This window comes from Vibrio sp. L85 (assembly GCF_963871815.1).
GTDB lineage: Bacteria > Pseudomonadota > Gammaproteobacteria > Enterobacterales > Vibrionaceae > Vibrio > Vibrio harveyi.
The window spans coordinates 150827-177228 of the sequence record NZ_CAWMYL010000012.1; the positions used below are offsets into that span (position 1 = coordinate 150827).

The following is a 26402-nucleotide window of genomic DNA, read 5'->3' on the forward strand; positions in this document are numbered from 1 at the left end:
CGTTTCGCGTAATGAGGGTAACCAGTTTTAGGTTGTTGGCTACATTTGGATTAGATATTGCGGAGGGATTATACGGTTAACGCAATCGCTTGACCACAAATTTTTTAATTTTTTTCTTGCAATTACCCCCTTGATATGTATTATATTGCCGCTAATTTCCATACTCACGTCTACGGAATTAGCTGTGCTCTCCCAGACCAATCAAAACATCTTCACTGTTTCTCGTCTCAATGCCGAAGTGCGTCTGCTGCTCGAAAACGAAATGGGGATCGTCTGGCTTGTCGGAGAGATATCCAACTTTTCAGCTCCCGTCTCTGGTCACTGGTACCTCACTCTTAAAGATTCTCGCGCTCAAGTTAAATGTGCCATGTTCCGTGGTAACAATCGTCGCGTCACTTTCAAACCAGCTAACGGCAATCAAGTATTAGTTAAAGCACGTCTGTCTCTGTACGAGCCTCGTGGTGACTATCAATTGATCATTGAGAGCATGCAGCCTGAAGGTGATGGTCGTCTGCAACAAGAGTTCGAAGCACTTAAGATGAAATTGGCAGCAGAAGGTTTGTTTGCTCAAACCAATAAGCAGCCTTTACCTGAGCACCCAAAACGCGTTGGTGTGATCACCTCAAAAACCGGTGCAGCACTGTACGACATCTTAGACGTATTGAAACGTCGTGATCCTTCCCTACCCGTGGTGGTTTACCCAACCATGGTGCAAGGTGAAGAAGCCGCGATTCAAATTGCGCAGGCAATCGGCCGTGCAAACAGTCGTGACGAATGTGATGTATTGATTGTTGGTCGTGGTGGCGGTTCGTTAGAAGACCTTTGGTGCTTTAACAACGAAATCCTTGCTCGCACTATTGCTGCAAGCCAAATTCCTATCATCAGTGCAGTTGGTCATGAGGTTGACGTGACGATTGCTGACTTTGTCGCTGACATGCGGGCACCGACCCCATCAGCGGCGGCTGAATTGGTAAGCCGCGATAACAGCCACAAAGATCAAGCTTTGGTGACTCGCCAACATAAGCTAGCCAGTGCAATGCGTTACTACCTGGCACAACAGAAACAGCAATCCGCTCGATTAATGCATCGTTTAGAGCGCCAGCACCCAAGCTATCAATTGCAGCGCCAGACACAACAACTTGATGAGTTGGACATGCGCCTACAACGCGCGATGCAACGATTCATCACGACACGCCAACAAGCGGTAGAACGCAAACATCATCGCCTACAACTGAACTCACCAGTAAAACATTTGGCTGAGCAGAAGTCGAAGCTTGACCGCGTTGAGCAAAAGCTAATGGATGCAATGGCTCGCAAGTTACTGACTATGCGTCACCAACTGGCAATCGCGGCAGAGAAGCTAGATACGGTAAGCCCACTGGCAACACTAAAACGTGGCTACTCAATTACTCAGACTGAGCAAGGTCAGGTTGTTACCCAAGCAAAGGATGTAAAAACGGGCGACGTTTTAGTCACCCGCTTATCTGATGGTGAGCTTCGCTCAACGGTTAATTAACTGACTTTTTGAAACTCAAATCGAACACGTGATTTCGATTTGAGTTCATTACAACTATTGCAGAAATAGTTTGCCGCACCACAAGCCTGTAGTTTTTCTAACTCCGCATCGCAATCTGGGCAAAACCCTACCTTCTTATAATCTGAGTCGCACTGATTACAGTGATATTGCCCAGTCCATTCCAGTTCTACGTTGCAAGTTGGGCAAATATTTGGTTGCATAACTTCCTCTAAATAACTTCAATTCACTGACTTACAGTCTAATCATAAGCCAGCTTAACGCCTTGATCTTTATCACGCTCGCTTAGCACGCTTGTTCTGATACATAGCAACATCAGCTTGTTGAATAAGCTGCTGCAACACTGCACGCTCACTAGCTGTACTACAAGAAGCGCCAATGCTGGCTTTGACTTGATATTCTTCTAATTGGTAAATCTGATTAAGCTCATCCGCTAAACGAGAAACAAAGTGAAAGTAGGTCTGCTCATCTGGGAAACAACAAAAACCGACAAATTCATCACCACCGTAACGTCCGATCACCGAGCAAGAGCGAAAAGCTTGTTTTAAATGTTCAGCTACTAGTACTAAAACTTGATCACCAGTCTCATGACCAAATCGGTCATTAATATACTTAAACTCATCAATATCAACGAAGAAACAGGCGACTAAGGCATTACGACCACATTTACCGTTTATTTTCCGGTCAACTTCTGACAACAGAGCACGACGGTTAAAGCAGTGCGTGAGAGGATCTCGACTGGCATGAAAATGAAGCTGTTCTTCTAAACGGTATTTCTCTAGCGCAATGGCATACAAAGCAGCTAGCATTTCGAGCACTTCAAGTTCATAAGGGTGAGGCTTGGAAGGGGCGTTACTGTAAATAGCAAATGTCCCCAGAACATGACCATCCGATGCAATAATCGGCACTGACCAGCACGCATGAAGTTGGGCTTGTTGAGTGAGTTTAAGAAAAGGTGCCCAGTTAACATGATGATCGATATCGCTAACAACCACAGTTTGTTTTAAGAATGCAGCAGCACCACAAGACCCGACCTTTGGTCCAATGGGGACTCCTTCAATAGCTTGGTTGTAGAAATCAGGTAAATGCGGAGCAAATTCCAAGTGCAATGTATTGGTATCGGGGTGCAATCGAAGTATGGAAGCTTGCCTCTTACCGAATAGGTGTTCACTTAACTTAATAACCTCATTGTTGAGGCTATCGCGTTCCATTCCCAGAGCAAGCTTACCTAAAAGACGATTGACTGCTCGGTGAGCATCTAACAGTCTATCTTTATCCATAATGGCGTAATCATATCGTTATTATGTTTATTAACCTGAAATATAATAAATCTATTAATATGACACAGGTAACTAACTCACATTATGCGAACGCGGCACTATAAAAGATCGCATGCTGATCATCGGATATTACCCTTTTGATCAGCGATCACCCCTTAAAAGAATATTTATATAACCACACACCGAAAGCATAAGTTACATATTCTGTCTTTCAATTTAAAATAGAACTTAAAACCACACTTCCGAGCAACAAAACAATAAAACAGAATATAATAAAAGGATCAAAAAGCTAAATTAGCGAATTACATCGGTGTGCATTTCGATGGTTTGTGAGTCTATCTCCACCAATGTTACTTGGATAGAACCAAAGTCATTCAAATGGCTCGCATGCGTTCCCCCACAAGGGATGACAGCGATTTCACCTTCGCCTAAATCACACTGCCAGTAACGTGAATCGGTAAGGTGTTCACCATGGCAATCGATGGTGATCGCAACGTCCCTTTTTAGCCAATCTCTCAACAGAACATTCACCTGTTGTTCGATGCTTTTTAGGTCAGACAGCATATCTGCACTGTTTAACCCCCTTTTACGGAGTGTTTTACCTAAACGATAGGTATCCAGACATTTATCTGAGGTAACAAAGCTGGTCTCTTGGGCATAGCTGTTGAAGTCATAATTACCATGTGGGTCTTTACGATCTGCATCTTTACGCCAATAGTTTTGTGCAAGTACCTTGTTGAGCGCAAGGTATGCGATGTGCCCAGCACTATGACCACGACTCAGTGACAGTTGGTATTCCTTATCTACTTCTAGTAATGCAGCGTCACCAACGGCAATAGCTTCTGTACGTGGCAACACATGTACCACAACAAACACCCACCCTTCCGTATCACGTTTTACCGGAATTTCAGTACCGACGAACAACTTTCCACTCGCAAGTTCTACCGCACCAACTTGGCAATCGACCACTTCAAAGCTCATGCCCTTAATAGTTAGTGTGCCTTTGTCAGCAGGATGATCTGGCCAAATGTGGCTGACAGGATGAAAAGGGGTCTCCTCAGTAACAACGTAAGTGACTTCTTCAGTGGAGTGAGAAAGTTGTACTGGTGCTTCCAGTTGCCAAGTTTGATGACAGAAGCGAGTTTTGGTAGCTGTGATCGTCATGTTAGTCATACTTCTAATGCATTGGTTCGAGCAAAAATCTGCTTATAAAAAAATACCCAAGTCGAAACTTGGGTATTCATAAAATCTTAGGCGATTACTTGTTGCGGTTCTTCACTGCAGACATCATACGTTTGCGCTTACGCTCTTGAGAAAGAGTCAGCTTGTTTGTACGGTTCTCGTACGGGTTATCGCTGTTCTGGAAGTTAATACGGATTGGTGTACCCATGATTTCCAGAGACTTGCGGAAGTAGTTCATCAAGTAACGCTTGTACGAATCTGGTAGATCGCGAACCATATTACCGTGAATAACTACGATTGGTGGGTTGTAACCACCCGCGTGCGCATATTTTAATTTGATACGGCGACCACGGACCATTGGCGGTTGGTGATCGTCTGTTGCCATCTTCATGATACGAGTTAGAACAGAAGTACCAACGCGTGTCGTTGCTGACTTGTACGCTTCTTGAATCGATTCGAACAAGTGACCAACGCCTGTACCGTGAAGCGCAGAGATAAAGTGAATACGTGCAAAATCAACGAAACCTAAACGGCGGTCGAGTTCTTTCTTCACGTTCTCTTTCACTTCGTTATCTAGACCATCCCACTTGTTCACGGCTAGTACGATTGAACGACCTGCGTTCAATGCAAAGCCAAGTAGACTCAAGTCTTGATCAGAAATGTTTTCGCGCGCGTCGATAACCAATAGAACCACGTTTGCGTCTTCTACGGCTTTCAGTGTTTTAACAACAGAGAACTTCTCTACTGTTTCGTTGATACGACCACGACGACGTACGCCTGCAGTATCGATCAACACGTATTCACGACCATCACGTTCCATTGGGATATAGATAGAGTCACGAGTGGTGCCTGGCATGTCGTATACCACGACGCGCTCTTCACCAAGAATACGGTTTGTTAGTGTTGATTTACCAACGTTAGGACGACCAATGATTGCCAATTTGATTGGCTGGTCTTGCAAACGTTTGAACTCCGCTTCAGCATCTTCTTCGGTGTAATCTTCAATCGCTAGCTCTTCATCTTCGAATTCAGTCAGATCTTCAATCTCACCTTCTTCAGATTCGCTTGCTAGAAGATCATCGAAAAATGGCGCTAACGCTCGTTCCAACAATGCTGTCACACCACGACCGTGTGCCGCAGCGATTTGGTACATGTCATCAACACCAAGTTGCCAGAAATCGGCACAAGCAGCATCAGCATCAATACCATCGATCTTGTTTACTACCAGCATTGCTGGTTTTTCGATTTTACGCAGATGCGCGGCAATCGCTTCATCAGATGGTGTTAATCCAGCACGACCGTCAACAAGGAATAGCACTACGTCAGCTTCATCAATCGCTGCTAACGATTGTTCCGCCATCTTTGTTTCTACACCTTCTTCCGTGCCATCAATACCGCCGGTATCAATAACGATGAATTCATGTTCTTCGCCAAGGCGAGCTTGGCCATATTTACGGTCTCGCGTTAGGCCAGGGAAGTCCGCAACCAACGCATCACGCGTACGTGTCAATCGGTTAAATAGTGTAGATTTACCTACGTTCGGACGCCCCACAAGAGCAACAACAGGTACCATAACAACCTCTACAATAATCTTTCTTCTGTAGTTATAGGTAACGACTTGCTTGATGCCAAATCAAACCAGCTTTTTACCTATAACCACGTCAGGAATAACGGTTAATAAATAAAAATTTCAAACAACAAAACGGCTCCTAACTGTTACCAGCCAGGAGCCGAATGTGAATTATATCACGATATTATTCGTTGATGGTTAGTTTCTTTACATCGCCATTGCGAGTTGTAATCACGTAACCATCAGACAATAGTGTCGGACCAACAGCAAAACCACTGTCATCGACATATTGTTGTGCAACGAATTCGCCAGTCGAACGATCCATCCAGTGTAGGTAACCTAATGTGTCGCCTACCACTAGATAGTTATCAACAATCACTGGGGCAGTAAGCTGGCGGTATTCCAACTTGCTGTTTTCCCAAAGCTCTGTACCGCTGCGTGCATCTACTGCAACTACGTGATCTTTTTCTGTGATCACGAAGATACGGCTACCGTCTGTAGCAATATCAGTTGCTGACGAGTAGTTACGCTTCCAAATTGGATTTGCAGAACGTAAGTCGATTGCAATAAGTTGACCGTTGTAACCAACAGTGAAAAGAGTGCCGCCCAGTACAATCGGTGAAGAATCAACGTCTACAAGACGATCGATTTCCGTAGCACCTTTTGGAGTACCTACTGGTTGTTGCCAGATCAATTGACCACGTTCAACAATTGCCGCAGCTAGTCGACCGTTTGCTGTCCCCCAGAATACACCACCACCAATAGCCGTTGGCGTGCTATCGCCACGCAGCGTTAGGTTTGGAACTTCTGTGCTCAGCGCCCAGCGTTGCTCACCAGTACTTTCATCCAAAGCAATCAAAGTGCCTCGGCTAGTATTTACAATGATCAAACCAGAGTCAGCGACGGGTTTCGCTAACACCTCACCACCTACTTCGATACGCCAGATGATATCACCGGTTTCTTGGTCAAGTGCAATCACTTCACCATTTTCAGAACCAATGTAAAGGTGTTCATACGCAGCTGTGATACCACCAGAAAGGCGTGCAATCACATCTTCTTCTAGATCAGTTTGCCATTTGAGCTTACCGTTTTCTGGATCTAATGCTTTGACTAGACCATCACGACTTGCAACAAACAATGTGTCGTTAGCAACAACAGGAGACAGCTTCGAGAAATAATGACCTACGCCATCACCAATCGACGTTGACCATTCCGCACTTGGCGTAAACTGACTGTCTACCTGAGGCAATGGAGCCATGACAATGGTATCTTCCTCGCCAGCACAACCAGCCAGAATTCCCACTGTTAATGCCCCTAACAAGGCTTTCTTAAAGACTCTTTTCATCCAATGCGGTCCTTATTTCGCCAGGTCGTCCAATTTCATTTGTAGTGCAGGGCTAGCATCTGCAGCTTGTTGAGCTTCAGTGTATGCCGTGTATGCTGCCTCTTTGTCACCTTGACGAAGAGCGATATCACCACGAAGTTCTGCAATACGACCCGTCCATGCAGCGTCAGTTACTTTGCCTAGTTCTGCATTTGCAGCGTCAAAGTTGCCCATTTCTGCTTCAATACGCGCAATACGGTAGCTGATAAGTGGAGTTAGCGCGGCATCTTTAGTGTTGCTTTGAGCCCACTTAAGTTGCTCAAGTGCAGCTGAAAGATCTTTGGCATCTACTTGTACTTTTGCTAACTGAAGCGCAGCAAGTACTGAGTATTCTTTAACTTTGTTTGAGTCGATGAACGCTTGAATATCTGCTTGTGCGTCTGCACCTTTGGTTTGCAGGGCGTTCATTACTGTTGTGTAGCTTTGAGAAGCTGCTTCACTCGCCTGAATCACAGAATCCTGGTAGTAACGCCAGCCAAATAGACCACCTAAACCAACAACCGCACCGATGATGACGGCTTTGCCGTTTTCCTTCCACCAGTCTTTAATGGCTTCAACTTGTTGTTCTTCAGTATCGTAAAGTTCCACTTCCTGTCCTCTTAAAACATGTAAATGACAGCGAGGCTGCCATTGTTCCTATTTCGTCGAAAGGCTCCTATCTTGGGAGCCTTACTATTACGAATTAGGATTTTAATCTTTAGCTTATTAAAAGACTTAAATCAGTGCTGCGATCTTCTCAGCAACTTCTGTTTGGTTGTAAGTCTCTTGCTCACCACCCACCAAGTCTTTTAGTACTACGGTGTTTTCTGCAACTTCGTTTTCGCCCAGAACCAATGCTACTACAGCACCGACTTTATCTGCGCGCTTAAACTGTTTCTTGAAGTTACCACCACCGAAGTGACTCATCACACGAACGCCTGGAATAGCTTCACGAAGCTGTTCTGCTAGCTTCATACCAACCATCATTGTGCCTTCGCCTGCTGTCACAACGTAAACATCTACACTGCGACGAACGTCTGTTAGCTCTAGCGTTTCTAGCATCAGTACAAGGCGCTCTAGACCCATAGCAAAGCCAACGGCTGGTGTTGCACTGCCACCCAATTGTTCTACAAGACCATCGTAACGACCACCGCCACATACTGTACCTTGAGCACCTAGGCTCTCAGTGATCCATTCAAATACCGTGCGGTTGTAGTAATCCAGACCACGAACTAGACGCTCGTTAACTGTGTATTCGATACCTGCAGCGTCTAAAAGTTCACATAGACCTGCGAAGTGTGCTTTAGATTCTTCACCTAAGTACTCAGAAAGGCGAGGTGCATCACCTAAAATAGCCTGAACATCAGGGTTCTTCGTATCCAGAACTCGCAGTGGGTTCGTGTGCATGCGACGCTTACAATCTTCGTCTAGCACGTCGATATGTTGCTCAAGGAATGCAACCAGTGCCGTGCGGTAGTCTGCGCGATCTTCTTGAGAACCGATAGAGTTAAGCTCAAGACGAACATGCTCATTGATTCCCAGCTCACGCCATAGACGTGCAGTCATCATGATAAGCTCAGCATCAACATCTGGACCATTTAGACCGAACACCTCAACACCACACTGGTGGAATTGACGGTAACGACCTTTCTGCGGACGCTCATGGCGGAACATAGGTCCCATGTACCACAGACGCTGTTCGTCACGGTTGATCAGACTGTTTTGAATACATGCACGCACACAACCCGCCGTACCTTCAGGGCGAAGTGTTAGGCTGTCTCCGTTACGATCATCAAAAGTGTACATTTCTTTTGAAACGACATCAGTCTCTTCACCAACCGCACGGCTGAATAGGTTTGTTTCTTCAACGATTGGCATGCGCACTTCGTTATAGCCGTATGCGCTCACAGTACTTTTTACTGCGTTTTCAAGTTTTTGCCACAGCGGAGACTGAGTTGGAAGGCAATCGTTCATGCCTCGGATTGCTTGGATTTTCTTTGCCACAATTATTACCGTCGCTTAGTAACCCGAGCACACTTAGTGTGCTCAAGTTATGAGATTAATCTTCTTGTTTGATATCGATGCGGTTAGCTTGATCTAATACAGATGCTTTCGCACGGATTTTCGCTTCTAGCTGATTCACTAGATCATCGTTGTCAAAACGCTCTTTCTGACGTTTGCCGTCTTCGTAGAATGCGCTCTTCTTGTTGCTGCCTGCCAGACCTAGGTGTGAAACCTCAGCTTCACCTGGGCCGTTTACGACACAGCCGATGATAGACACATCCATAGGTGTGATGATGTCTTCTAGGCGCTCTTCCAATGCGTTTACTGTGTTAATCACGTCGAATTCCTGACGTGAGCAGCTTGGACAGGCAATAAAGTTGATACCACGTGAGCGAATACGCAGAGACTTAAGAATATCAAAGCCAACTTTGATCTCTTCTACCGGATCTGCCGCCAACGAGATACGTAGCGTATCACCGATGCCTTCAGCTAAAAGCATACCAAGACCAACCGATGACTTCACAGCACCAGCTCTTGCACCACCAGCTTCGGTGATACCGAGGTGTAGTGGCTGGTCAATCTGCTTTGCCAATAGGCGGTATGAATCCACCGCTAGGAATACATCCGACGCTTTCACACTAACTTTGAACTGGTCAAAGTTAAGGCGATCTAGATGATCCACATGACGCATCGCCGATTCCACCAATGCTTCTGGCGTTGGCTCACCGTATTTCATCTGCAGATCTTTTTCTAAAGAGCCACCGTTGACGCCAATACGGATTGGGATGTTTTTGTCACGGGCACAATCAACAACCGAACGAATACGCTCTTCGTTGCCAATGTTACCTGGGTTAATGCGCAAACAGTCAACACCGTACTCTGCCACTTTCAGTGCAATACGGTAGTCGAAGTGGATGTCCGCAACGAGCGGCACTGACACTTGCTGTTTGATAAGCTTAAAGGCTTCCGCCGCATCCATGGTAGGAACAGAAACACGTACAATGTCTGCACCCACTTTTTCTAATGCTCGGATTTGTGCGACTGTGGCTTCCACATCAGTCGTGCGAGTGTTTGTCATTGACTGTACAGCAATTGGTGCACCATCACCAATTGGCACATCACCCACATAAATACGCGTCGATTTACGACGAATAATTGGAGATTCGTGTTGCATAATATTTATAACGGTAAAGTGAATCTAGCTACTTTGCCTGAAGTATACCCAGAAAGGTCGACAGGTTCACTTGCAAATGTCATTGTTACGCCTTCAGGTGCGCCTAATATCACTTTAAACGGTGCTTTTCCGGCAAGTTCTACATCTTGACCCGGTTTGCGAGTACCACTTACCAGTGTTTTGCCGTTTGCGTCTTTAACTTGAATCCAGCAATCAGCTTTAAATTTCATAGTCAGTAACGTCATGCCTTCTGGAATAACTGGAATTACTGGCTCTTCTGCCGCTTGAGCATCTTCGATAACCGCAACTGGCTCTTGAGCGGTTTCCTCAACAGCTTCAGCTGTCGGAATTACTGTTGACTCAGCCATCCCCTCATCAGTCGCGCTCATTGTCGTATCAGCTTCAGAAACAACCGCTGGCGCAGCAGATACAGGAGCAATTTCAGCTGGAGTGCTTGCGATTAGCTCATCTGCGCTCATCTGATCGATATCAGCATCATTGGCAATATGTTCTGTTTCTGCCGTTTCAGAACTCAACTGTGTAAGGCTATTCTCTTGTTGGTTTTGCCACCACCATGCCGCGGAGATACCGGTAATCACGATCGCGATTGCCCAAGTCAGCAACATAATTCGGCTGTTGTGTTTCTCGTGCTTGGTTTTACGAGAGAAGCTTTGCATCTCTGTTTCTTGCGGCTTCACATGAACTTCAGATGTTTGCTCTAAAGCTGCCAAAACAATCTTTTCATCAAGACCAACAAGCTTTGCATACGAACGCAAATAGCCACGCGTGAATGTCGTGACCTGTTGTTCTTCAAATCGATTGTTTTCAATGTCTTCAATAACAGAAACGCGAAGTCTAAGGCGATCAGCAACGTGCTTCTGAGTCATGCCTAAAGATTCGCGTTTGTTTTTTAGTATTGTGCCTGCTTCCATAGAAAGCGGCACTTCATTAGTCTTTTCGTGTTCTGTCATAATGGCGGTATTTAATCTGTTTGGTGGCTAACGCAGTTATTTATTTTCGTTTTTGTTCTAATTAAGCCTCACTTAAAGATAGCTAGCCTAAACGCGTTAACCAAAAATAATCTTTTAGAAATTCTCAGTAGTCAGAGTAAGAATGCTCGTCTTGCAATGGTTCAGCAAAGCGTATTGGAAAAAATACTGAGAATAGTCAATGTCGTAGTTATATTTCACTCACCATGATAAGCGAATGTTTAACGAAGACAAAAACTCTTTGCTCTCAAATTAACAGATAGCTCAAGCTTTTGTCCAAAAATTGACACAGCAAAGTAAAATTAGCACCGTTCAGTCTGTCAGCATCAAATGACAATCCACTTGTAATAAACAAAATAGCCAGAGCATAAGGCTCTGGCTATTTCTTTATTCTTGGCGTCTTAAACCGCTTTTACATCGATAGTTTCAGCACCACGTGCTGCTTTTAAAGCTGCGGTACGTTTCGTACGGTCAATAACATCACCGACTAACTGACCACACGCAGCATCAATATCATCACCACGTGTTTTACGAACCGTTACGGTGTAGTCATATTGCATCAATGTTTTTTGGAAACGGTCAATACGTGAGTTACTTGGTTTCTTATAAGGTGAACCTGGGTACGGGTTAAATGGAATCAGGTTGATCTTGCATGGCGTATCTTTCATCAGCTCTGCCAACTCACGTGCGTGGTCCATGTCATCGTTCACATGATCAAGCAACACGTACTCTACCGTAACTTTACCGCGGTTAGCATTTGAAGACGCGATGTAACGGCGAACAGACGCGAGAAAATCTTGGATATCCCAACGGTCGTTGATCGGCATGATTTCACTACGTAGCTTGTCGTTTGGTGCATGAAGAGAAATCGCCAATGCTACATCAATTTTACCGGTCATCTGATCAAGACCAGAAACAACACCTGACGTTGATACGGTAACTCGACGCTTAGAAAGACCGAAACCAAGATCATCAAGCATGATTTCAAGCGCAGGGATAAGGTTCTTCATGTTAAGAAGTGGCTCACCCATCCCCATCATCACTACGTTAGTGATTGGACGGCGACCCGTTTCTTTCTGTAAGCCGATTTCACGTGCAGCACGCCATACCTGACCAATGATTTCAGATACTTTTAGGTTACGGTTGAAACCTTGTTGAGCGGTTGAACAGAACTTACACTCCAGCGCACAACCAACCTGAGAAGACACACATAATGTTGCGCGGTCATCTTCTGGGATGTAGACCGTTTCTACGTCTTGGTCACCCACCTTCATCGCCCACTTAATTGTGCCGTCTGAAGAATGTTGAGCCTCTGCTACCGTTGGTGCTTTGATTTCACACTTGTACTGCAGTTTTTCACGTAGTTTCTTGTTGATGTTCGTCATGTTATCGAAGTCATCAACACCGAAATGGTAGATCCACTTCATAACCTGATCAGCACGGAACGCTTTTTCGCCTAGCTCTTCCGCGAAAAATTGACGCATGCCCTTGCGATCAAAGTCGAGTAGATTGATTTTTTCAGTGGTCATGTTGCCTCTCAATGACTGAAACAAGAATAAGGGCGCGAATTGTACAGCCTTTATGCAGCTACAACAAGGGCTGTAAGACCCCGACTTCGCTAAGGCATTAAAATCTTAATGATTAAATTTTAGCCAATTATTATCATTCATTCTTTCTAAGTAACAGATAAGAAAAAGCCCCGGAAAGATCCGAGGCTTAGGAAGCAAATTAGTACAAGATTAGCGAGGGCAAATCTCTGACTCTGGGAAGAAGTACTCGATTTCACGAGCTGCTGACTCAGGGCTATCCGAACCATGAACAGAGTTATGGCGCATGCTTAGTGCGTAATCGGCACGGATAGTGCCACATGCTGCTTCTTCTGGGTTTGTTTTGCCCATTAGCTCACGGTAGCGTGCGATTGCACCTTCACCTTCAAGAACCTGAACCATGATAGGACCAGATGTCATGAACTCTTTCAGTGCAGGGAAAAAAGGTTTGCCTTCATGTTCTGCGTAAAAACCGCTCGCCTGTTCTTCTGTCAGATGAACCATTTTTGCAGCAACGATACGTAGCCCCGCCTTTTCGATACGGTGGTAGATTTCACCAATCAGGTTGCGTTCTACAGCGTCGGGCTTAACAATTGAAAACGTTCTTTCTAGAGCCATAAAGTTTCCTTTTTGTACTTGTAATAATAGTTTTATATGAGTGACTTGCGTCTCTCTTAGTTATACCAGTACAGACGGGGTGTCTGCACTGGTAAAAGTCTTATTTTGCTGCTTGTTCGTTCAAGAAACGAGCAAGTGTGCGAACACCCATGCCTGTTGCGCCTGCAGTCCACTTATCAGACGCTGACTTACGGTACGTGCCTGCACAGTCAAAGTGCAACCAACCTTTCTTGTAATCCTCGACAAAGTAAGACAAGAATGCTGCAGCTGTACTTGCGCCAGGTGAGTAATCGCCAGAACTGATGTTAGATAGGTCAGCAAAGTTTGACGGCAGCATGCCACGGTGAAAATCAGCAAGAGGCAGTGGCCACAGACCTTCTTTCTCTTGGTTTGCCGCCGTTAGCGCTTGATGAGAAAGCTCATCATCAAAGCTCATTAATGCATGGTAATCGTTCCCTAGTGCATTCTTCGCTGCGCCCGTTAGGGTCGCACAGTCAATGATCAGTTCAGGGTTTTGCTCACTTGCGTAAATAAGACCATCAGCAAGAACCAAACGACCTTCTGCGTCGGTATTCATGATCTCAACGGTCTTACCATTTTTGTAAGTGATGATGTCGCCCAGTTTAAGTGCGCGACCAGAGACCATGTTCTCCGCACAACAAAGGATAAGCTTTACACGCTTATTAAGACCACGAAGAATAGCAAGACCAAGACCGCCAGTAATCGTACCTGAACCGCCCATATCCGCTTTCATTGCTGTCATGAAGTTTGATGGCTTCAAGCTGTAACCACCTGAATCAAAGGTGATGCCTTTACCTACTAGACATGCAAAGACTGGTGCGTTTTCATCGCCTGTTGGGTTGTAATCAAGTTGCAGCATTGCCGATGTGCGCTCAGAGCCACGACCTACGGCATAAATACCTTCCCAACCTTCAGAAAGCAGATCTTTATCTTTAACGATACGAGCCGTTACTGTACCTTGTGGCGCGATAGATTTGATGAATTCAGCTGCCATGGTTGCCAATTGACGTGGCGCCACTTCTTCTGCAGTTTTGTTGATGATATCGCGAGTAAAGTCCGTAGAAGTGATGCGAGCGTGAAGCTCTGCTTGATCTTGCTCAGAAAGCTCACCCCATTCTAGTGTGCCGTGTTTTTTCGGGTTGCGGTAACCTTGGTGGAATGCCCAAACGCTCTCCAAATCCCAGTTATCACCAGCAAGTAAAACTGAACGAATTCCTTGGCCATCGAGTTGACGCGCTGCACGTTGAATCGCACCAAGATCGTGACCTTCACCTAGGTGAATGGTTGCGCCATTCTCAGCGAAAGAAAGCAGTGCTTTGTCGCCCCAATGTGGTGCCGCTGGTTCTTGGCTAAGAAATACAGACATCTGTGTAGACATGGTTTCTCCTTGTCTTATAACGGCGTTGCCTACGCCTCTTCTTTTTTAATAACTAACGGATGTTAGCATTATGTAGGGTAAAAATGTCAACTTGATAAAAAAACGGACCTAAAGGTCCGCTTTTTTTAGTGAGAATTGTTAACTCTGCTGCGTTTTACCGCCGAATTGAGCATTAGTCTGCTTCGTCCATCCAGCACAAGATAACCGCTTCTAGAATCTTTTCATTACAATGGTTTGGCTCATCGTCAAACTCATCCAACTCCATGATCCATTGGTGAAGATCGGTAAAACGTACGGTTTTAGGATCTAAGTCGGGAAACTTGTCACAAAGCTCAATCGCGATATCGCGAGAATCTGTCCATTTCATTGCTCATCTTCCTTTTGCTTCGCCCCTATGTTGGGGAGATAGTATTAGTGATCTTCCGACGCGTGGTTTAGCGTGTATTTTGGAATTTCAACAACCAAATCTTCATCCGCTACTTTTGCTTGGCAACCAAGGCGAGATTCAGGCTCAAGACCCCATGCTTTATCTAGCATGTCATCTTCTAGCTCTTCACTCTCTTCTAACGAGTCAAAACCTTCACGAATGATCACGTGGCAAGTTGTACATGCACATGATTTTTCACATGCATGTTCAATACCGATACCGTTTTTTAGTGCAACATCTAGAACAGTGTCACCAGTGTTTGCTTCCAACACTGCACCTTCTGGGCACAAATCTTCGTGCGGTAATACAATAATCTTAGGCATAACTACTTATCTCTTATATATCATTAACTGACTGACCTGACAGTGCAGCTCGAATTGATTTATCCATACGGCGCGACGCAAAATCTTGGCTTGCTTTGTCGGTGTCTTTGATGCCTTGCTCGATGGCGTCTGCATCTTCGCCGTTGCGCAGTGCAATCAGCGCTTCAATCACTTTAACTAGGTCTTGTTTCTCTTGGTCTGATAGTAGTTCATCACCATCAGCTTGCATCGCTGCAATCAAGCCTTCAATCACACGATCCGCTTCTACGCGCTGCTCAGCCAACGCACGAGCCTGCATATCTTCTTTCGCGTAAGTCATCGAGTCACGAAGCATGTTTGCGACTTCATCATCGCTTAGACCGTAAGAAGGTTTCACTTGGATTTCAGCTTGAACACCCGTGCTCTTTTCCATCGCGGTGACAGACAATAGACCATCAGCGTCCACTTGGTACGTCACGCGAATGTGTGCAGCACCAGCCGCCATCGGTGGAATGCCTTTTAATGAGAAACGAGCCAGTGAACGACAGTCATCCACCATTTCTCGTTCACCTTGTACGGTGTGCACGCTCATTGCCGTTTGACCATCTTTGAACGTCGTAAACTCTTGCGCACGAGCCACAGGAATAGTGGTGTTACGTGGAATGATTTTCTCAACCAAGCCGCCCATGGTTTCAATACCAAGAGATAAAGGAATAACGTCCAGAAGCAGCATCTCAGAGTCAGGTTTGTTACCCGCTAGGATATCTGCTTGAATACCCGCGCCGATTGCAACAACTTCATCTGGGTTAATGCTTGTCAGTGGTGTGCGACCGAAGAATTCGCCTACCATTTCACGAACAAGCAATGTGCGAGTTGAACCGCCAACCATAACCGCTTCAAGTACGTCTTCCGCATCCACATCCGCATCTTTCAATGCACGACGGCAAGACATCAGGGTTTTCTTCACTAGCGGACGAATCAGATCTTCGAACTGCTCGCGAGTCACAGAACCTTTCCAACCAAATACATCAACATCAACACTGTCTTGCTCAGAGAAAGCAATCTTAGTTGCTGTTGCAATGTTCAGTAGTGCACGGTTTTTCTCAGCAGAAAGCGGCGCTTCTAGACCAGCTTGCTCCATTAGGTAATCCGCTAATAGGTGGTCAAAATCATCACCGCCTAGCGCAGAATCACCACCTGTTGCTAATACTTCAAATACGCCTTTTGACAAACGTAGGATGGAGATATCGAACGTACCGCCACCTAGATCGTAAACCGCAATCACGCCCTCTTGACCAGAGTCTAGGCCGTAAGCGATCGCTGCAGCTGTCGGCTCGTTAAGCAGACGTAGCACATGAAGCCCCGCCAATTTCGCCGCATCTTTTGTACCAGCACGTTGAGCATCATCAAAGTAAGCAGGAACAGTAATAACCACGCCAGCTAACTCGCCGCCGAGTGTCTCTTCTGCACGTTTGCCTAGTGCTTTAAGAATATCGGCAGACACTTCAATCGGGTTCTTGTCACCTTGCGCAGTTTGCAAAATAGGCAGACCGTTGTCGCTTTCTTTAAATTGGTAAGGCAAAGATGGGTAGCGAGCTTGAATGTCTTTTAGTGAGCGACCAATCAGACGTTTTACCGAAATAATGGTGTTTTCTGGTTCTTGCTCTGCTTTTGCTTTTGCCTCGTAACCAACTAAAGCCGAGTCCTGTGCGTAGTTCACCACAGAAGGCAAAATGCTACGACCTTGATCGTCTTTCAGTGTTTTTGCGTCACCGCTGCGAACAGACGCAACCAAAGAGTTGGTAGTACCTAAGTCGATACCCGCTGCTAACTTGTGCTCATGAGGTGCCGAGCTTTGGCCCGGTTCTGCGATTTGAAGTAATGCCATGATGGGTCCTTGTCGCGCTAACTAGCCGAGGAGCTTGTCTTCAACCAGTTCAATTTCGTTCTTTAGCTTGGCAATGAATTTGAGTTTACGAACTCGGTCTGCAGCTTCCGCCCAAAGACCTTGGTCAAGTTCTTGTTCTACACTCGCCAAATGCTGTTTGTACATTTTGCTGACCTTAGAATCGAAGTCAAAAAGCGCTGATTCAGGATCAGAGCTGTCAGCAATATCTTCCAGTTCTTCACGCAGTTCCATTTGTTCCATTAGGAACATCGGGTCTTGCATGGTTTGTTGCTCACCACGAATTTCTGTGCCGTTTTCTGCCAATATGTATTCAGCGCGAGAGATTGGATGCTTAAGTATTTGATACGCATCGTTGATTTGCGCTGCTTTTTGAACAGCCATCAAGCGATCACGCTCTGAGGCAGTCGCAAAGTTGTCTGGGTGGAAGCGTTTTTGTAGTTCTCGGAACTGAGAAGAAAGAAGGCTACCATCCAGCTGAAACTGACTTGGTAGCCCAAATAATTCAAAGTGATTCATTAAGATCGGGTCCTAGTAAAGCCTTCTGGACTCGCTTGCCCAGAAGGACAGTCAATTAGACGTTGAAGCTTTCACCACAACCACATTCACTTTTCGCGTTAGGGTTGTTGAATTCAAAACCTTCATTCAACCCTTCCTTAACGTAATCCAGCTCAGTACCGTCTAGGTATACTAGGCTTTTCTTATCAATGATGATCTTTACATCCGACAGTTCAAAAACTTCATCTTCTTCGTTTAGATCATCAACAAACTCAAGAACGTAAGCCATGCCGGAACAGCCTGTCGTCTTCACTCCAAGACGCAAACCGATACCTTTACCTCGGTTATCTAGGAATGCTTTTACGCGACTTGCCGCTGATTCTGTCATTGTGATGGCCATACTGCACCTTAGTCTGTCTAAATTACGTTTTGGAATGGGAGCATTTCAAGGGCTCCCATTATATACGGAATAATTATTCCTGGTGTTTTTTCTTGTAGTCAGCAACCGCTGCTTTGATTGCGTCTTCCGCAAGGATTGAGCAGTGAACTTTCACTGGTGGAAGCTCTAGCTCTTCTGCAATCTCAGAGTTTTTGATAGATGCCGCTTCGTCGATAGACTTGCCTTTTACCCACTCAGTTACTAGTGAGCTTGAAGCGATTGCACTACCACAACCGTATGTTTTGAATTTCGCGTCTTCAATGATGCCTTCTGGCGTCACTTTGATTTGAAGCTTCATTACGTCACCACAAGCTGGTGCGCCAACCATGCCGCTGCCTACTGATGGGTCTTCTTTATCGAACGAACCAACGTTACGTGGGTTCTCGTAGTGATCAATTACTTTTTCGCTGTATGCCATGATAAATTACCTCGAATCCTCTATTCAGTCCGTGAGATTAATGGTGAGCCCATTCAACAGTGCTCAGATCAACCCCTTCCTTGTACATATCCCATAGAGGAGACATGTCGCGTAGCTTAGTCACTGCAACGCGGATTTGTTCAATTGCGTAATCAATTTCTGCTTCAGTCGTGAAACGACCAAATGAGAAACGTACTGAGCTGTGCGCCAATTCGTCGTCTAGACCAAGTGCACGAAGAACGTAAGATGGCTCTAGGCTCGCTGATGTACAAGCACTACCAGAAGATACTGCTAGGTCTTTCAGTGACATCAGTAGAGATTCACCTTCTACGAATGCAAAGCTCACGTTTAGGTTGTGTGGAACACGCTGTTCAAGATCACCGTTCACCGTTACTGCTTCTAGATCTTTAACGCCATCTAAAAGACGGTTACGAAGTGCTAGCGCGTGATCGTAATCTTTTTGCATGTCTTCCTTCGCTACACGGAACGCTTCACCCATACCCACGATTTGGTGAGTTGGAAGTGTACCCGAACGGAAACCACGCTCATGACCACCACCGTGCATTTGCGCTTCCAGACGGATACGAGGCTTACGACGTACGTAAAGTGCGCCAATGCCTTTAGGACCGTATACTTTGTGCGCAGACAGTGAAATTAGGTCAACTTTCAATTCTTGAACATCGATTGGCAGTTTGCCCGCAGACTGTGCCGCATCCACGTGGAACACAATCTTACGTTCACGACATAGTTCGCCGATTGCAGCGATGTCTTGGATTACACCAATCTCGTTGTTAACGTGCATGATTGATACCAAAACAGTGTCTTCTCGCATCGCTGCTTGAAGTTTGTTTAGATCGATCAGACCGTTTGATTCTGGCTCTAGGTAAGTCACTTCAAAGCCTTCGCGTTCTAGTTGACGACATGGGTCAAGAACCGCTTTATGCTCTGTTTTACAAGTGATTACGTGTTTACCCTTCTTAGAGTAAAAATGTGCTGCACCTTTGATAGCAAGGTTGTCAGACTCTGTCGCACCAGATGTGAATACGATTTCGCGAGGATCTGCATTTAGAAGGTCAGCAATTTGCTCACGAGCAGTATCTACAGCTTCTTCTGCCTGCCAGCCGTAACGGTGCGAACGCGAAGCTGGGTTGCCAAATGTGCCATCCATTGTCATGTACTGAACCATTTTTTCAGCAACACGAGGATCTACTGGACATGTAGCGGAATAATCAAGATAAATCGGCAGTTTCATTCTCTACTCCAATGTAAAATGCTGACCGCTAAGAGCGGACGTTTACACCGATGGGCGCGGCGGTTGTATTTTTGTTTGAAAGCCCATGAGTTACCGCCAGATCAATGTCCTGACGATCAGAAATTTCTAAAACTTCATTGTCTGTCATTAGCTCACCGAGCGTAATGTTATTCAAGAAGTCACTAATACGAGAGCTCAGGTCACGCCATAGGGTGTGAGTTAAGCAACGAGTACCACCCTGGCAATCGCCTTTGCCTTGGCATTTGGTTGCGTCTACTGACTCATCAACCGCGGCAATCACAGTGCCAATGGCAATGCTGTGCGCGTCTGCTCCAAGTCGGTAACCACCACCAGGACCACGAACGCTGGCTACAAGACCTGCTTTACGCAATTTTGAAAAAAGCTGCTCTAAGTATGAGAGCGAGATCCCTTGACGCTCTGAGATATCTGCAAGAGGTACTGGGTTTTGTTGCGAATGCAGTGCCACATCCAGCATGGCTGTCACCGCATATCTTCCTTTAGATGTAAGTTTCATACCACACCGTATCCACATGGTTTGTAATGATTAGGATTTTTCCATACCTGACTAAAACGGTCAAGTATTTATTTGACTATTTTAGTCAGGTATTCATCCTTACACCTAAAGTGGTTATTATTTGTTCAGAGTTTCTTTTCGATCGCCGTCAAAACACCGCGCAGAATATTCAACTCTTGCGCTTCTGGTCGTGCACGTGAGTACAAACGACGCAGCTTGTTCATCACCTGACCCGGCTGTTCTTTGTTGATAAATTGGGTATCAACCATCACCTTTTCAAGGTGCTCAAAGAACATTTCTAGCTCTTTATGACGTGGATACTCTTCAGGCTCACTTGGGGCGTATTGGCTTTGCTCTAGGTTGAGGTGTGCAACGCGAACTTCATAGCTCAACGTTTGGACGGCCATCGCTAAGTTAAGCGAACTGTATTCAGGGTTAGCAGGAATGCAAACATGATAGTGACACTTTTGCAGTTCATCATTCGTTAGACCGGTTCTTTCTCGACCAAAGACCAATGCGACTGGGTGCTTTTGCCCTTCAACTGCAAACTTTTCTCCACACTCACGTGGCTCAAGCATTGGCCATTCAAGTGTACGTGAGCGAGCACTTGAACCCACAACAAGACCACAATCTTCAATGGCTTCTTCAAGCGTACTTACTACAGTGGCATTTTGAGCAATATCACCAGCACCAGCAGCAAGCGCAAGGGTTTGATCATCGACTTCACATTGCGGATCAACCAATACTAGTTGGCTTAAACCCATGACTTTCATTGCTCGAGCTGCCGAGCCAATGTTGCCTGAATGAGAAGTTCCGACGAGTACGATTTTTACTTGATCCAACATCTGTGTTTGCTACCTGAATTAAAACCGAGGGATATTATCATAATTTTCTAATACACCCTAGAGTGAAGCGGGCTTCTATTCGCATTCTCATCAATTGTTTTCTTCTCTATCGACATAGCTGTCACAACTCGTTTTGCTTGCGCACAAAAAATAACCACTTCCCTTTTCGTTTGACTCTGGTATACTCGCCGCCGCTTTAAATTGTTCTTTAACATCCGTTGGGAAATTCGTATGCATCCAATGCTAAACATTGCTATTCGCGCTGCGCGAAAGGCAGGCAATCACATTGCTAAATCATTAGAAAACACAGATAAAATTGAATCTACGCTAAAAGGCACTAATGACTTTGTTACTAATGTAGACAAAGAAGCAGAAGCTATCATCATCGATACTATCAAGCACTCTTACCCAGAGCACTGCATCGTTGCTGAAGAAGCTGGTCTTATCGAAGGTAAAGATAAAGACGTACAATGGATCATCGACCCAATGGATGGCACTAATAACTTTGTAAAAGGTTACCCAACTTTCGCAGTATCTATCGCGGTTCGCTTCAAAGGTAAAACTGAAGTGGCTTGTGTATACGATCCAATGCAAAACGAGCTATTCACTGCACAGCGCGGTGCTGGCGCTCAGCTAAACAACGCTCGTATCCGTGTTACTCAACTTAAAGACCTACACGGTACTGTTCTTGCGACTGGTTTCCCATTCAAACAGAAGCAACACTCTGAGTCTTACATCAAGATCGTAGGTTCTCTATTCACTGAGTGTGCTGACTTCCGTCGTAGCGGTTGTTCTGCTCTTGACCTATGTTATGTGGCAGCTGGTCGTGTAGATGGTTACTTTGAGCTAGGTCTAAAACCTTGGCAGATGGCTGCAGGTGAGCTTATCGCTCGTGAAGCTGGCGCAATCCTAACTGACTTCGCTGGCGGTACTGACTACATGAAGTCTGGTAACATTGTTGCTTCTAGTGCTCGTGGCGTGAAATCTATCCTTAAGCACGTTCGCGAAAACGGCAACAGCGCGATCCTTAAGTAAGATTCTGAAGTCATACTAAGCCCGTCACGCTGATGACTTTTGAATAGCCCCGCTCATTGAGCGGGGCTTTTTTATATCGAACAATCTGCCTGTTTATAGAAACGGTCGTAGTCAGGTAAGTGGTCTATTTTTACGTGCTTAACCTTCCATACTTGTTCATTCATTAGAAACTGCAACGAAACCGTGACTGGCTGGTATACATCTCCAAATCCGTTAACGGAAAGACACCCAACGCCTCCATCCTCACTGTATGCTTCAAAGTAAGACAGCTCCGTAACCAAACTTGATGGGATGGATGATAAAAATGGAAATTGATGACCAAATTTTATTGGGTGAGATTTAATACTATTTAGCTCTTCAATCGATAGGTTTGGTCCTGCCATAGCTTCTACCACCTCGATATACTGCATCTTGTATAAATTATTGCGTATATCAAGGTAAGTATCGTGGAGTGGGCTTGCTATGCAGGGCCCTGAAACACTGAGTAAAACCGGAATAGGTAGAATTCTATTTAGCATCATCAACTAAACCCAAGCTTCACGGAGCGCTTGATCAATTTTACTCGGCTTAAATCTGTACTTACAAAGCCCCCACTCGCACTGCTCTAAAAGCTCTCGGACATTTACCTGCCCAGTAACTAGCTTGGTGGTAACGCCTTTATAGTGTTTGTAAGAAATCTCTACAAACTTCAGTAACTGTACTTTTATTTCAGCTTGCCTTGACATTATTTCCCCCCGAAATTGTTGAACATACTTCCGATATTCAACTCAATCAAAAAACTACAATTCAAGCTGGAAATACTTCAAAGAAAAGTGAAACAATCAAATCTATCAAGCATAAAAAAAACCGCTGACTGCTCAGCGGTTTTTGTTTTCGGTTCTCAATCTGCCTTATGGCATCTCGTCGAACTCTGCACCTTCTTTTTCTACTTGAGGTGGCATCAAGTGCTCTTTCTGAATGCCCAGTTTTAGCGCTAGCGCTGATGCTACGTAGATAGAAGAGTAAGTACCAACAGTGATACCTAGTAATAGCGCTGTTGCAAAGCCGTGAATCATCGCACCACCTTGCATAAACAGTGCAATTACCACGAACAACGTCGTACCAGACGTAATCAAAGTACGGCTCAATGTTTGAGTAATTGAAGCGTCCATGATGTCCGAAGGTTCACCCTTACGCATCTTACGGAAGTTTTCACGAATCCGGTCGAATACAACAATGGTATCATTGAGCGAGTAACCGACTACCGTTAGTAGCGCCGCTACGATGGTAAGGTCAACTTCGATTTGTAGGAATGAGAATACACCCAGCGTGATGATGATATCGTGTGCCAGTGCCATTACCGCACCAGCCGCTAGACGCCATTCAAATCGCATCGATACGTAAATCAGGATACAGATTAGCGATACAAGGATCGCCAGACCGCCCGCTTCTGTTAGCTCATCACCAACGTTTGGACCTACGAATTCAATACGACGCATTTCTACGCTTTCGCCAGTACCTTCTTTGATCGCACCAATGATTTGGTTGCCTAGCGTTTCACCTGAAACGTCGTCACGTGGACGAAGACGAACCATCACTTCACGAGCACTACCGAAGTTTTGAACTGTCGCATCGCCGAAGCCTTTTGAATCTAGTGCTGCGCGAATTTCTTCAAGGTTTGCAGGTTGTTCAAAACCTACCTCGATTAGCGTACCACCAGTAAAGTCTAGACCCCAGTTCAACCATTTGGTTGATAGCGTGAAGATAGAAGCAGCGATCATAAAGATGGAGAATACGAACGCGACTTTCGACCAACGCATAAAGCCGATCGTGTTTTCTGCTTTTAGAATTTGAAACATATTAATTCCCAGCCTTAGATCGACAATTTATCAACGCGTTTGCCACCGTAAATCAGGTTCACGATACAACGTGTACCCACAATAGCGGTGAACATTGAAGTTAAGATACCGATAGATAGTGTTACCGCGAAGCCCTTCACTGCGCCTGTACCCACTGCAAATAGAATGATTGCAGTGATAAGCGTTGTGATGTTCGCATCGGCAATGGTACTGAATGCGTTTGCGTAACCTTGGTGTATCGCTTGCTGAGGACTGCGTCCATCTCGAAGCTCTTCACGGATACGCTCGAATATCAGCACGTTCGCATCGACCGCCATACCGACGGTTAAGACGATACCGGCAATACCTGGCAACGTCATGGTAGCGCCTGGAATCATCGACATTACACCAATGATAAGAACCAAGTTTGCCATCAATGCAATGTTAGCAATCAGACCGAAGCCACGGTAGTAAAGCAGCGTAAACAGCATTACCGCAACCATACCCCAGATACATGCTTGGATACCCATATCGATGTTTTGCTGACCCATTGATGGACCAATGGTACGTTCTTCAACGATAGAGATCGGTGCGATTAGTGCACCAGCACGAAGTAGAAGTGCTAGGTTGTGCGCTTCTGCTGCAGAGTCGATACCCGTGATACGGAAGTTACGACCAAGAGCCGATTGAATCGTTGCTTGGTTGATAACTTCTTCATGCTTATCAAGGATAACTTTGCCTTCAGGCGTACGACGACCACTGTCTTTGTATTCTGCAAACACGGTAGCCATTAGCTTACCGATGTTCTTCTTAGAGAACGCGGACATTTTGTTGCCACCTTCGCTGTCTAGCGAGATGTTAACTTGTGGGCGACCGTATTCATCAACACTTGAACTTGCATCCGTGATGCTTTGACCACCAAGAATAACGCGCTTCTTAAGCACAACTGGGCGACCATCACGGTCCATCTTGATTTCGCTACCTGCTGGCGCGCGACCATTTGCCGCCGCTGATAGGTCAGCTTTATCGTCAACTTCGCGGAACTCTAGTGTTGCTGTAGCACCTAGAATTTCCTTCGCACGAGCTGTGTCTTGAACACCTGGTAGCTCAACTACGATGCGACTAGCACCTTGACGTTGAACCAATGGTTCAGCAACACCCAGTTCGTTAACACGGTTACGAAGAATCGTGATGTTTTGTTCAACTGCGTAGTTACGTATCTCTTGTAAACGTTGCTCGGTAAAGGTGGCAATCAACGCGTAACGACCATTAGAATCAGAGTCGACAAAGTTCATGTCTGGGTGATTCTTTTCTAGCGTTGCTTTCGCTTCCGCTAGCTGCTCCTCATTACGTAGCAGTACTTCCACACCTTCTGTACCAGAAGGACGGATTGCACGGTAACGGATCTTAGCTTCACGAAGTTCGCTACGGAAAGCTTCTTCTTGTTGACCAACCAACTTCTCCATCGCCGCGTCCATGTCAACTTCCATTAGGAAGTGAACACCACCGCGCAGGTCAAGACCTAGCTTAAGTGGCGACGCACCGATTGCTTCTAGCCAATCTGGCGTAGATGGAGCAAGGTTTAGTGCAACAATTTTATCTTTGCCAAGCGCTTCGCTGATGATATCGCGGGCACTGATTTGAGTGTCAGTGTCATTGAAACGAACAAGGATTGATCCATTCTCGAGAGCAATGGATTTATGAGAGAGATGCTCTTTATCAAGAGCTTTGGTGACAGCATCCAGCGTTGACATATCTACAGAGGCGCCACGCGCCCCTGTAACTTGAATAGCCGGATCTTCACCGTAGATATTTGGAAGTGCGTACAACGCAGCGGTGATGATGGCAAAAAATACCATCAAGTACTTCCATAATGGATAACGGTTTAGCACAGCGAGGATCCTTTAGCTGTTTTATAGAGACTTTAGCGTACCTTTTGGTAGCACTGCAGTTACGAAGTCTTTCTTGATTACAACTTCATTGTTTGCATTTAGCTCAATTGAAATGAAATCGTTGTCTTCAGCAATCTTAGTGATTTTACCCACTAGACCGCCGCTTGTTAGAACTTCATCACCTTTGCCCATAGAAGACATTAGGTTCTTGTGTTCTTTAACACGCTTAGATTGCGGACGGTAGATCATGAAGTAGAAGATCACCGCGAACATGCCTAGCATGATTAGCATTTCAAAACCGCCGCCTGCTGGTGCGCCTTCTGCTGCTGCGTGAGCTTGAGAAATAAACATTAAAACATCCTCATTATATTTTATT

Annotated in this window: 27 protein-coding genes; 2 read left to right on the forward strand and 25 right to left on the reverse strand. The window is 45.4% G+C overall.

The window, feature by feature from the left end; all coding sequences use genetic code 11:
• The first annotated feature begins 184 nt into the window (after nt 1-184).
• Nucleotides 185-1516, forward strand: coding sequence for an exodeoxyribonuclease VII large subunit (xseA, locus tag AACR11_RS02750; protein WP_029789208.1), 1332 nt, complete (start codon nt 185-187; stop codon nt 1514-1516).
• Here xseA and AACR11_RS02755 read toward each other — a convergent pair.
• The 21 genes from AACR11_RS02755 to trmJ form a co-directional block, all read right to left on the reverse strand.
• On the reverse strand, nt 1513-1737 hold the full coding sequence (locus AACR11_RS02755) for a zinc ribbon domain-containing protein (protein WP_074051091.1): 225 nt from the start codon (nt 1735-1737) through the stop codon (nt 1513-1515). The genes xseA and AACR11_RS02755 overlap by 4 nt on opposite strands.
• A gap of 72 nt (nt 1738-1809) precedes the next feature.
• Nucleotides 1810-2814, reverse strand: coding sequence for a GGDEF domain-containing protein (locus AACR11_RS02760; RefSeq protein WP_017818888.1), 1005 nt, complete (start codon nt 2812-2814; stop codon nt 1810-1812).
• A gap of 294 nt (nt 2815-3108) precedes the next feature.
• Nucleotides 3109-3978 carry a metal-dependent hydrolase gene (locus tag AACR11_RS02765; protein WP_029789209.1) on the reverse strand — a complete coding sequence of 290 codons (870 nt, stop codon included), beginning with the start codon at nt 3976-3978 and terminating at the stop codon, nt 3109-3111.
• Between the two features lie 94 nt (nt 3979-4072).
• The gene (gene der, locus AACR11_RS02770) at nt 4073-5569 is read right to left on the reverse strand and encodes a ribosome biogenesis GTPase Der (RefSeq protein ID WP_009697676.1); all 1497 of its coding nucleotides are present in this window, start codon (nt 5567-5569) and stop codon (nt 4073-4075) included.
• Between the two features lie 181 nt (nt 5570-5750).
• Complete coding sequence (gene bamB, locus AACR11_RS02775) at nt 5751-6911, reverse strand: outer membrane protein assembly factor BamB (protein ID WP_005447701.1); 1161 nt, start codon at nt 6909-6911, stop codon at nt 5751-5753.
• A 12-nt stretch (nt 6912-6923) separates the two neighbouring features.
• Nucleotides 6924-7538 carry a YfgM family protein gene (locus AACR11_RS02780; protein WP_009697674.1) on the reverse strand — a complete coding sequence of 205 codons (615 nt, stop codon included), beginning with the start codon at nt 7536-7538 and terminating at the stop codon, nt 6924-6926.
• 126 nt (nt 7539-7664) lie between these two features.
• A complete protein-coding gene (hisS, locus tag AACR11_RS02785; RefSeq protein WP_005447704.1) occupies nt 7665-8933 on the reverse strand; it encodes a histidine--tRNA ligase in 1269 nt (422 codons plus the stop codon).
• Nucleotides 8934-8988: 55 nt separating this feature from the next.
• Nucleotides 8989-10107 (reverse strand): flavodoxin-dependent (E)-4-hydroxy-3-methylbut-2-enyl-diphosphate synthase, encoded by a 1119-nt coding sequence (ispG, locus tag AACR11_RS02790; protein WP_005424674.1) that lies wholly within the window; start codon nt 10105-10107, stop codon nt 8989-8991.
• Nucleotides 10108-10112: 5 nt separating this feature from the next.
• Nucleotides 10113-11078: a cytoskeleton protein RodZ gene (gene rodZ, locus AACR11_RS02795; RefSeq protein ID WP_029789210.1), complete on the reverse strand. Its 966-nt coding sequence runs from the start codon at nt 11076-11078 to the stop codon at nt 10113-10115.
• A 419-nt stretch (nt 11079-11497) separates the two neighbouring features.
• Nucleotides 11498-12625, reverse strand: coding sequence for a bifunctional tRNA (adenosine(37)-C2)-methyltransferase TrmG/ribosomal RNA large subunit methyltransferase RlmN (locus AACR11_RS02800; RefSeq protein WP_079325528.1), 1128 nt, complete (start codon nt 12623-12625; stop codon nt 11498-11500).
• A gap of 210 nt (nt 12626-12835) precedes the next feature.
• Nucleotides 12836-13261: a nucleoside-diphosphate kinase gene (gene ndk, locus AACR11_RS02805; protein ID WP_029789211.1), complete on the reverse strand. Its 426-nt coding sequence runs from the start codon at nt 13259-13261 to the stop codon at nt 12836-12838.
• A 100-nt stretch (nt 13262-13361) separates the two neighbouring features.
• A complete protein-coding gene (gene pepB / locus AACR11_RS02810) occupies nt 13362-14660 on the reverse strand; it encodes an aminopeptidase PepB (RefSeq protein ID WP_029789212.1) in 1299 nt (432 codons plus the stop codon).
• A gap of 172 nt (nt 14661-14832) precedes the next feature.
• Nucleotides 14833-15027 carry a Fe-S cluster assembly protein IscX gene (gene iscX, locus AACR11_RS02815; protein WP_005424887.1) on the reverse strand — a complete coding sequence of 65 codons (195 nt, stop codon included), beginning with the start codon at nt 15025-15027 and terminating at the stop codon, nt 14833-14835.
• A gap of 44 nt (nt 15028-15071) precedes the next feature.
• Nucleotides 15072-15410, reverse strand: coding sequence for an ISC system 2Fe-2S type ferredoxin (gene fdx / locus AACR11_RS02820; RefSeq protein WP_005424889.1), 339 nt, complete (start codon nt 15408-15410; stop codon nt 15072-15074).
• Nucleotides 15411-15423: 13 nt separating this feature from the next.
• The gene (gene hscA, locus AACR11_RS02825; RefSeq protein ID WP_029789213.1) at nt 15424-17277 is read right to left on the reverse strand and encodes a Fe-S protein assembly chaperone HscA; all 1854 of its coding nucleotides are present in this window, start codon (nt 17275-17277) and stop codon (nt 15424-15426) included.
• Between the two features lie 21 nt (nt 17278-17298).
• Complete coding sequence (gene hscB / locus AACR11_RS02830; RefSeq protein WP_005447715.1) at nt 17299-17814, reverse strand: co-chaperone HscB; 516 nt, start codon at nt 17812-17814, stop codon at nt 17299-17301.
• Nucleotides 17815-17869: 55 nt separating this feature from the next.
• A complete protein-coding gene (iscA, locus tag AACR11_RS02835) occupies nt 17870-18193 on the reverse strand; it encodes an iron-sulfur cluster assembly protein IscA (protein ID WP_005424893.1) in 324 nt (107 codons plus the stop codon).
• Nucleotides 18194-18266: 73 nt separating this feature from the next.
• Nucleotides 18267-18650 (reverse strand): Fe-S cluster assembly scaffold IscU, encoded by a 384-nt coding sequence (gene iscU / locus AACR11_RS02840; RefSeq protein ID WP_005424883.1) that lies wholly within the window; start codon nt 18648-18650, stop codon nt 18267-18269.
• 37 nt (nt 18651-18687) lie between these two features.
• Nucleotides 18688-19902 (reverse strand): IscS subfamily cysteine desulfurase, encoded by a 1215-nt coding sequence (locus tag AACR11_RS02845; RefSeq protein WP_005447719.1) that lies wholly within the window; start codon nt 19900-19902, stop codon nt 18688-18690.
• A 28-nt stretch (nt 19903-19930) separates the two neighbouring features.
• Nucleotides 19931-20437 (reverse strand): Fe-S cluster assembly transcriptional regulator IscR, encoded by a 507-nt coding sequence (iscR, locus tag AACR11_RS02850; protein ID WP_005381720.1) that lies wholly within the window; start codon nt 20435-20437, stop codon nt 19931-19933.
• A 125-nt stretch (nt 20438-20562) separates the two neighbouring features.
• Complete coding sequence (gene trmJ, locus AACR11_RS02855) at nt 20563-21282, reverse strand: tRNA (cytosine(32)/uridine(32)-2'-O)-methyltransferase TrmJ (RefSeq protein ID WP_009697671.1); 720 nt, start codon at nt 21280-21282, stop codon at nt 20563-20565.
• A 231-nt stretch (nt 21283-21513) separates the two neighbouring features.
• Between trmJ and suhB the strand changes: the two genes are divergently transcribed.
• Nucleotides 21514-22317: an inositol-1-monophosphatase gene (suhB, locus tag AACR11_RS02860; protein ID WP_005447724.1), complete on the forward strand. Its 804-nt coding sequence runs from the start codon at nt 21514-21516 to the stop codon at nt 22315-22317.
• A gap of 71 nt (nt 22318-22388) precedes the next feature.
• On the opposite strand, the gene AACR11_RS02865 is transcribed toward suhB, so the two are convergent.
• The 4 genes from AACR11_RS02865 to yajC form a co-directional block, all read right to left on the reverse strand.
• Nucleotides 22389-22727: a hypothetical protein gene (locus AACR11_RS02865; protein WP_033001357.1), complete on the reverse strand. Its 339-nt coding sequence runs from the start codon at nt 22725-22727 to the stop codon at nt 22389-22391.
• A gap of 480 nt (nt 22728-23207) precedes the next feature.
• A complete protein-coding gene (gene secF, locus AACR11_RS02870) occupies nt 23208-24155 on the reverse strand; it encodes a protein translocase subunit SecF (RefSeq protein WP_005447727.1) in 948 nt (315 codons plus the stop codon).
• A 14-nt stretch (nt 24156-24169) separates the two neighbouring features.
• On the reverse strand, nt 24170-26026 hold the full coding sequence (gene secD / locus AACR11_RS02875) for a protein translocase subunit SecD (RefSeq protein ID WP_005447728.1): 1857 nt from the start codon (nt 26024-26026) through the stop codon (nt 24170-24172).
• Between the two features lie 21 nt (nt 26027-26047).
• Nucleotides 26048-26377 carry a preprotein translocase subunit YajC gene (yajC, locus tag AACR11_RS02880; RefSeq protein ID WP_005424903.1) on the reverse strand — a complete coding sequence of 110 codons (330 nt, stop codon included), beginning with the start codon at nt 26375-26377 and terminating at the stop codon, nt 26048-26050.
• Between the last annotated feature and the right edge of the window lie 25 nt (nt 26378-26402).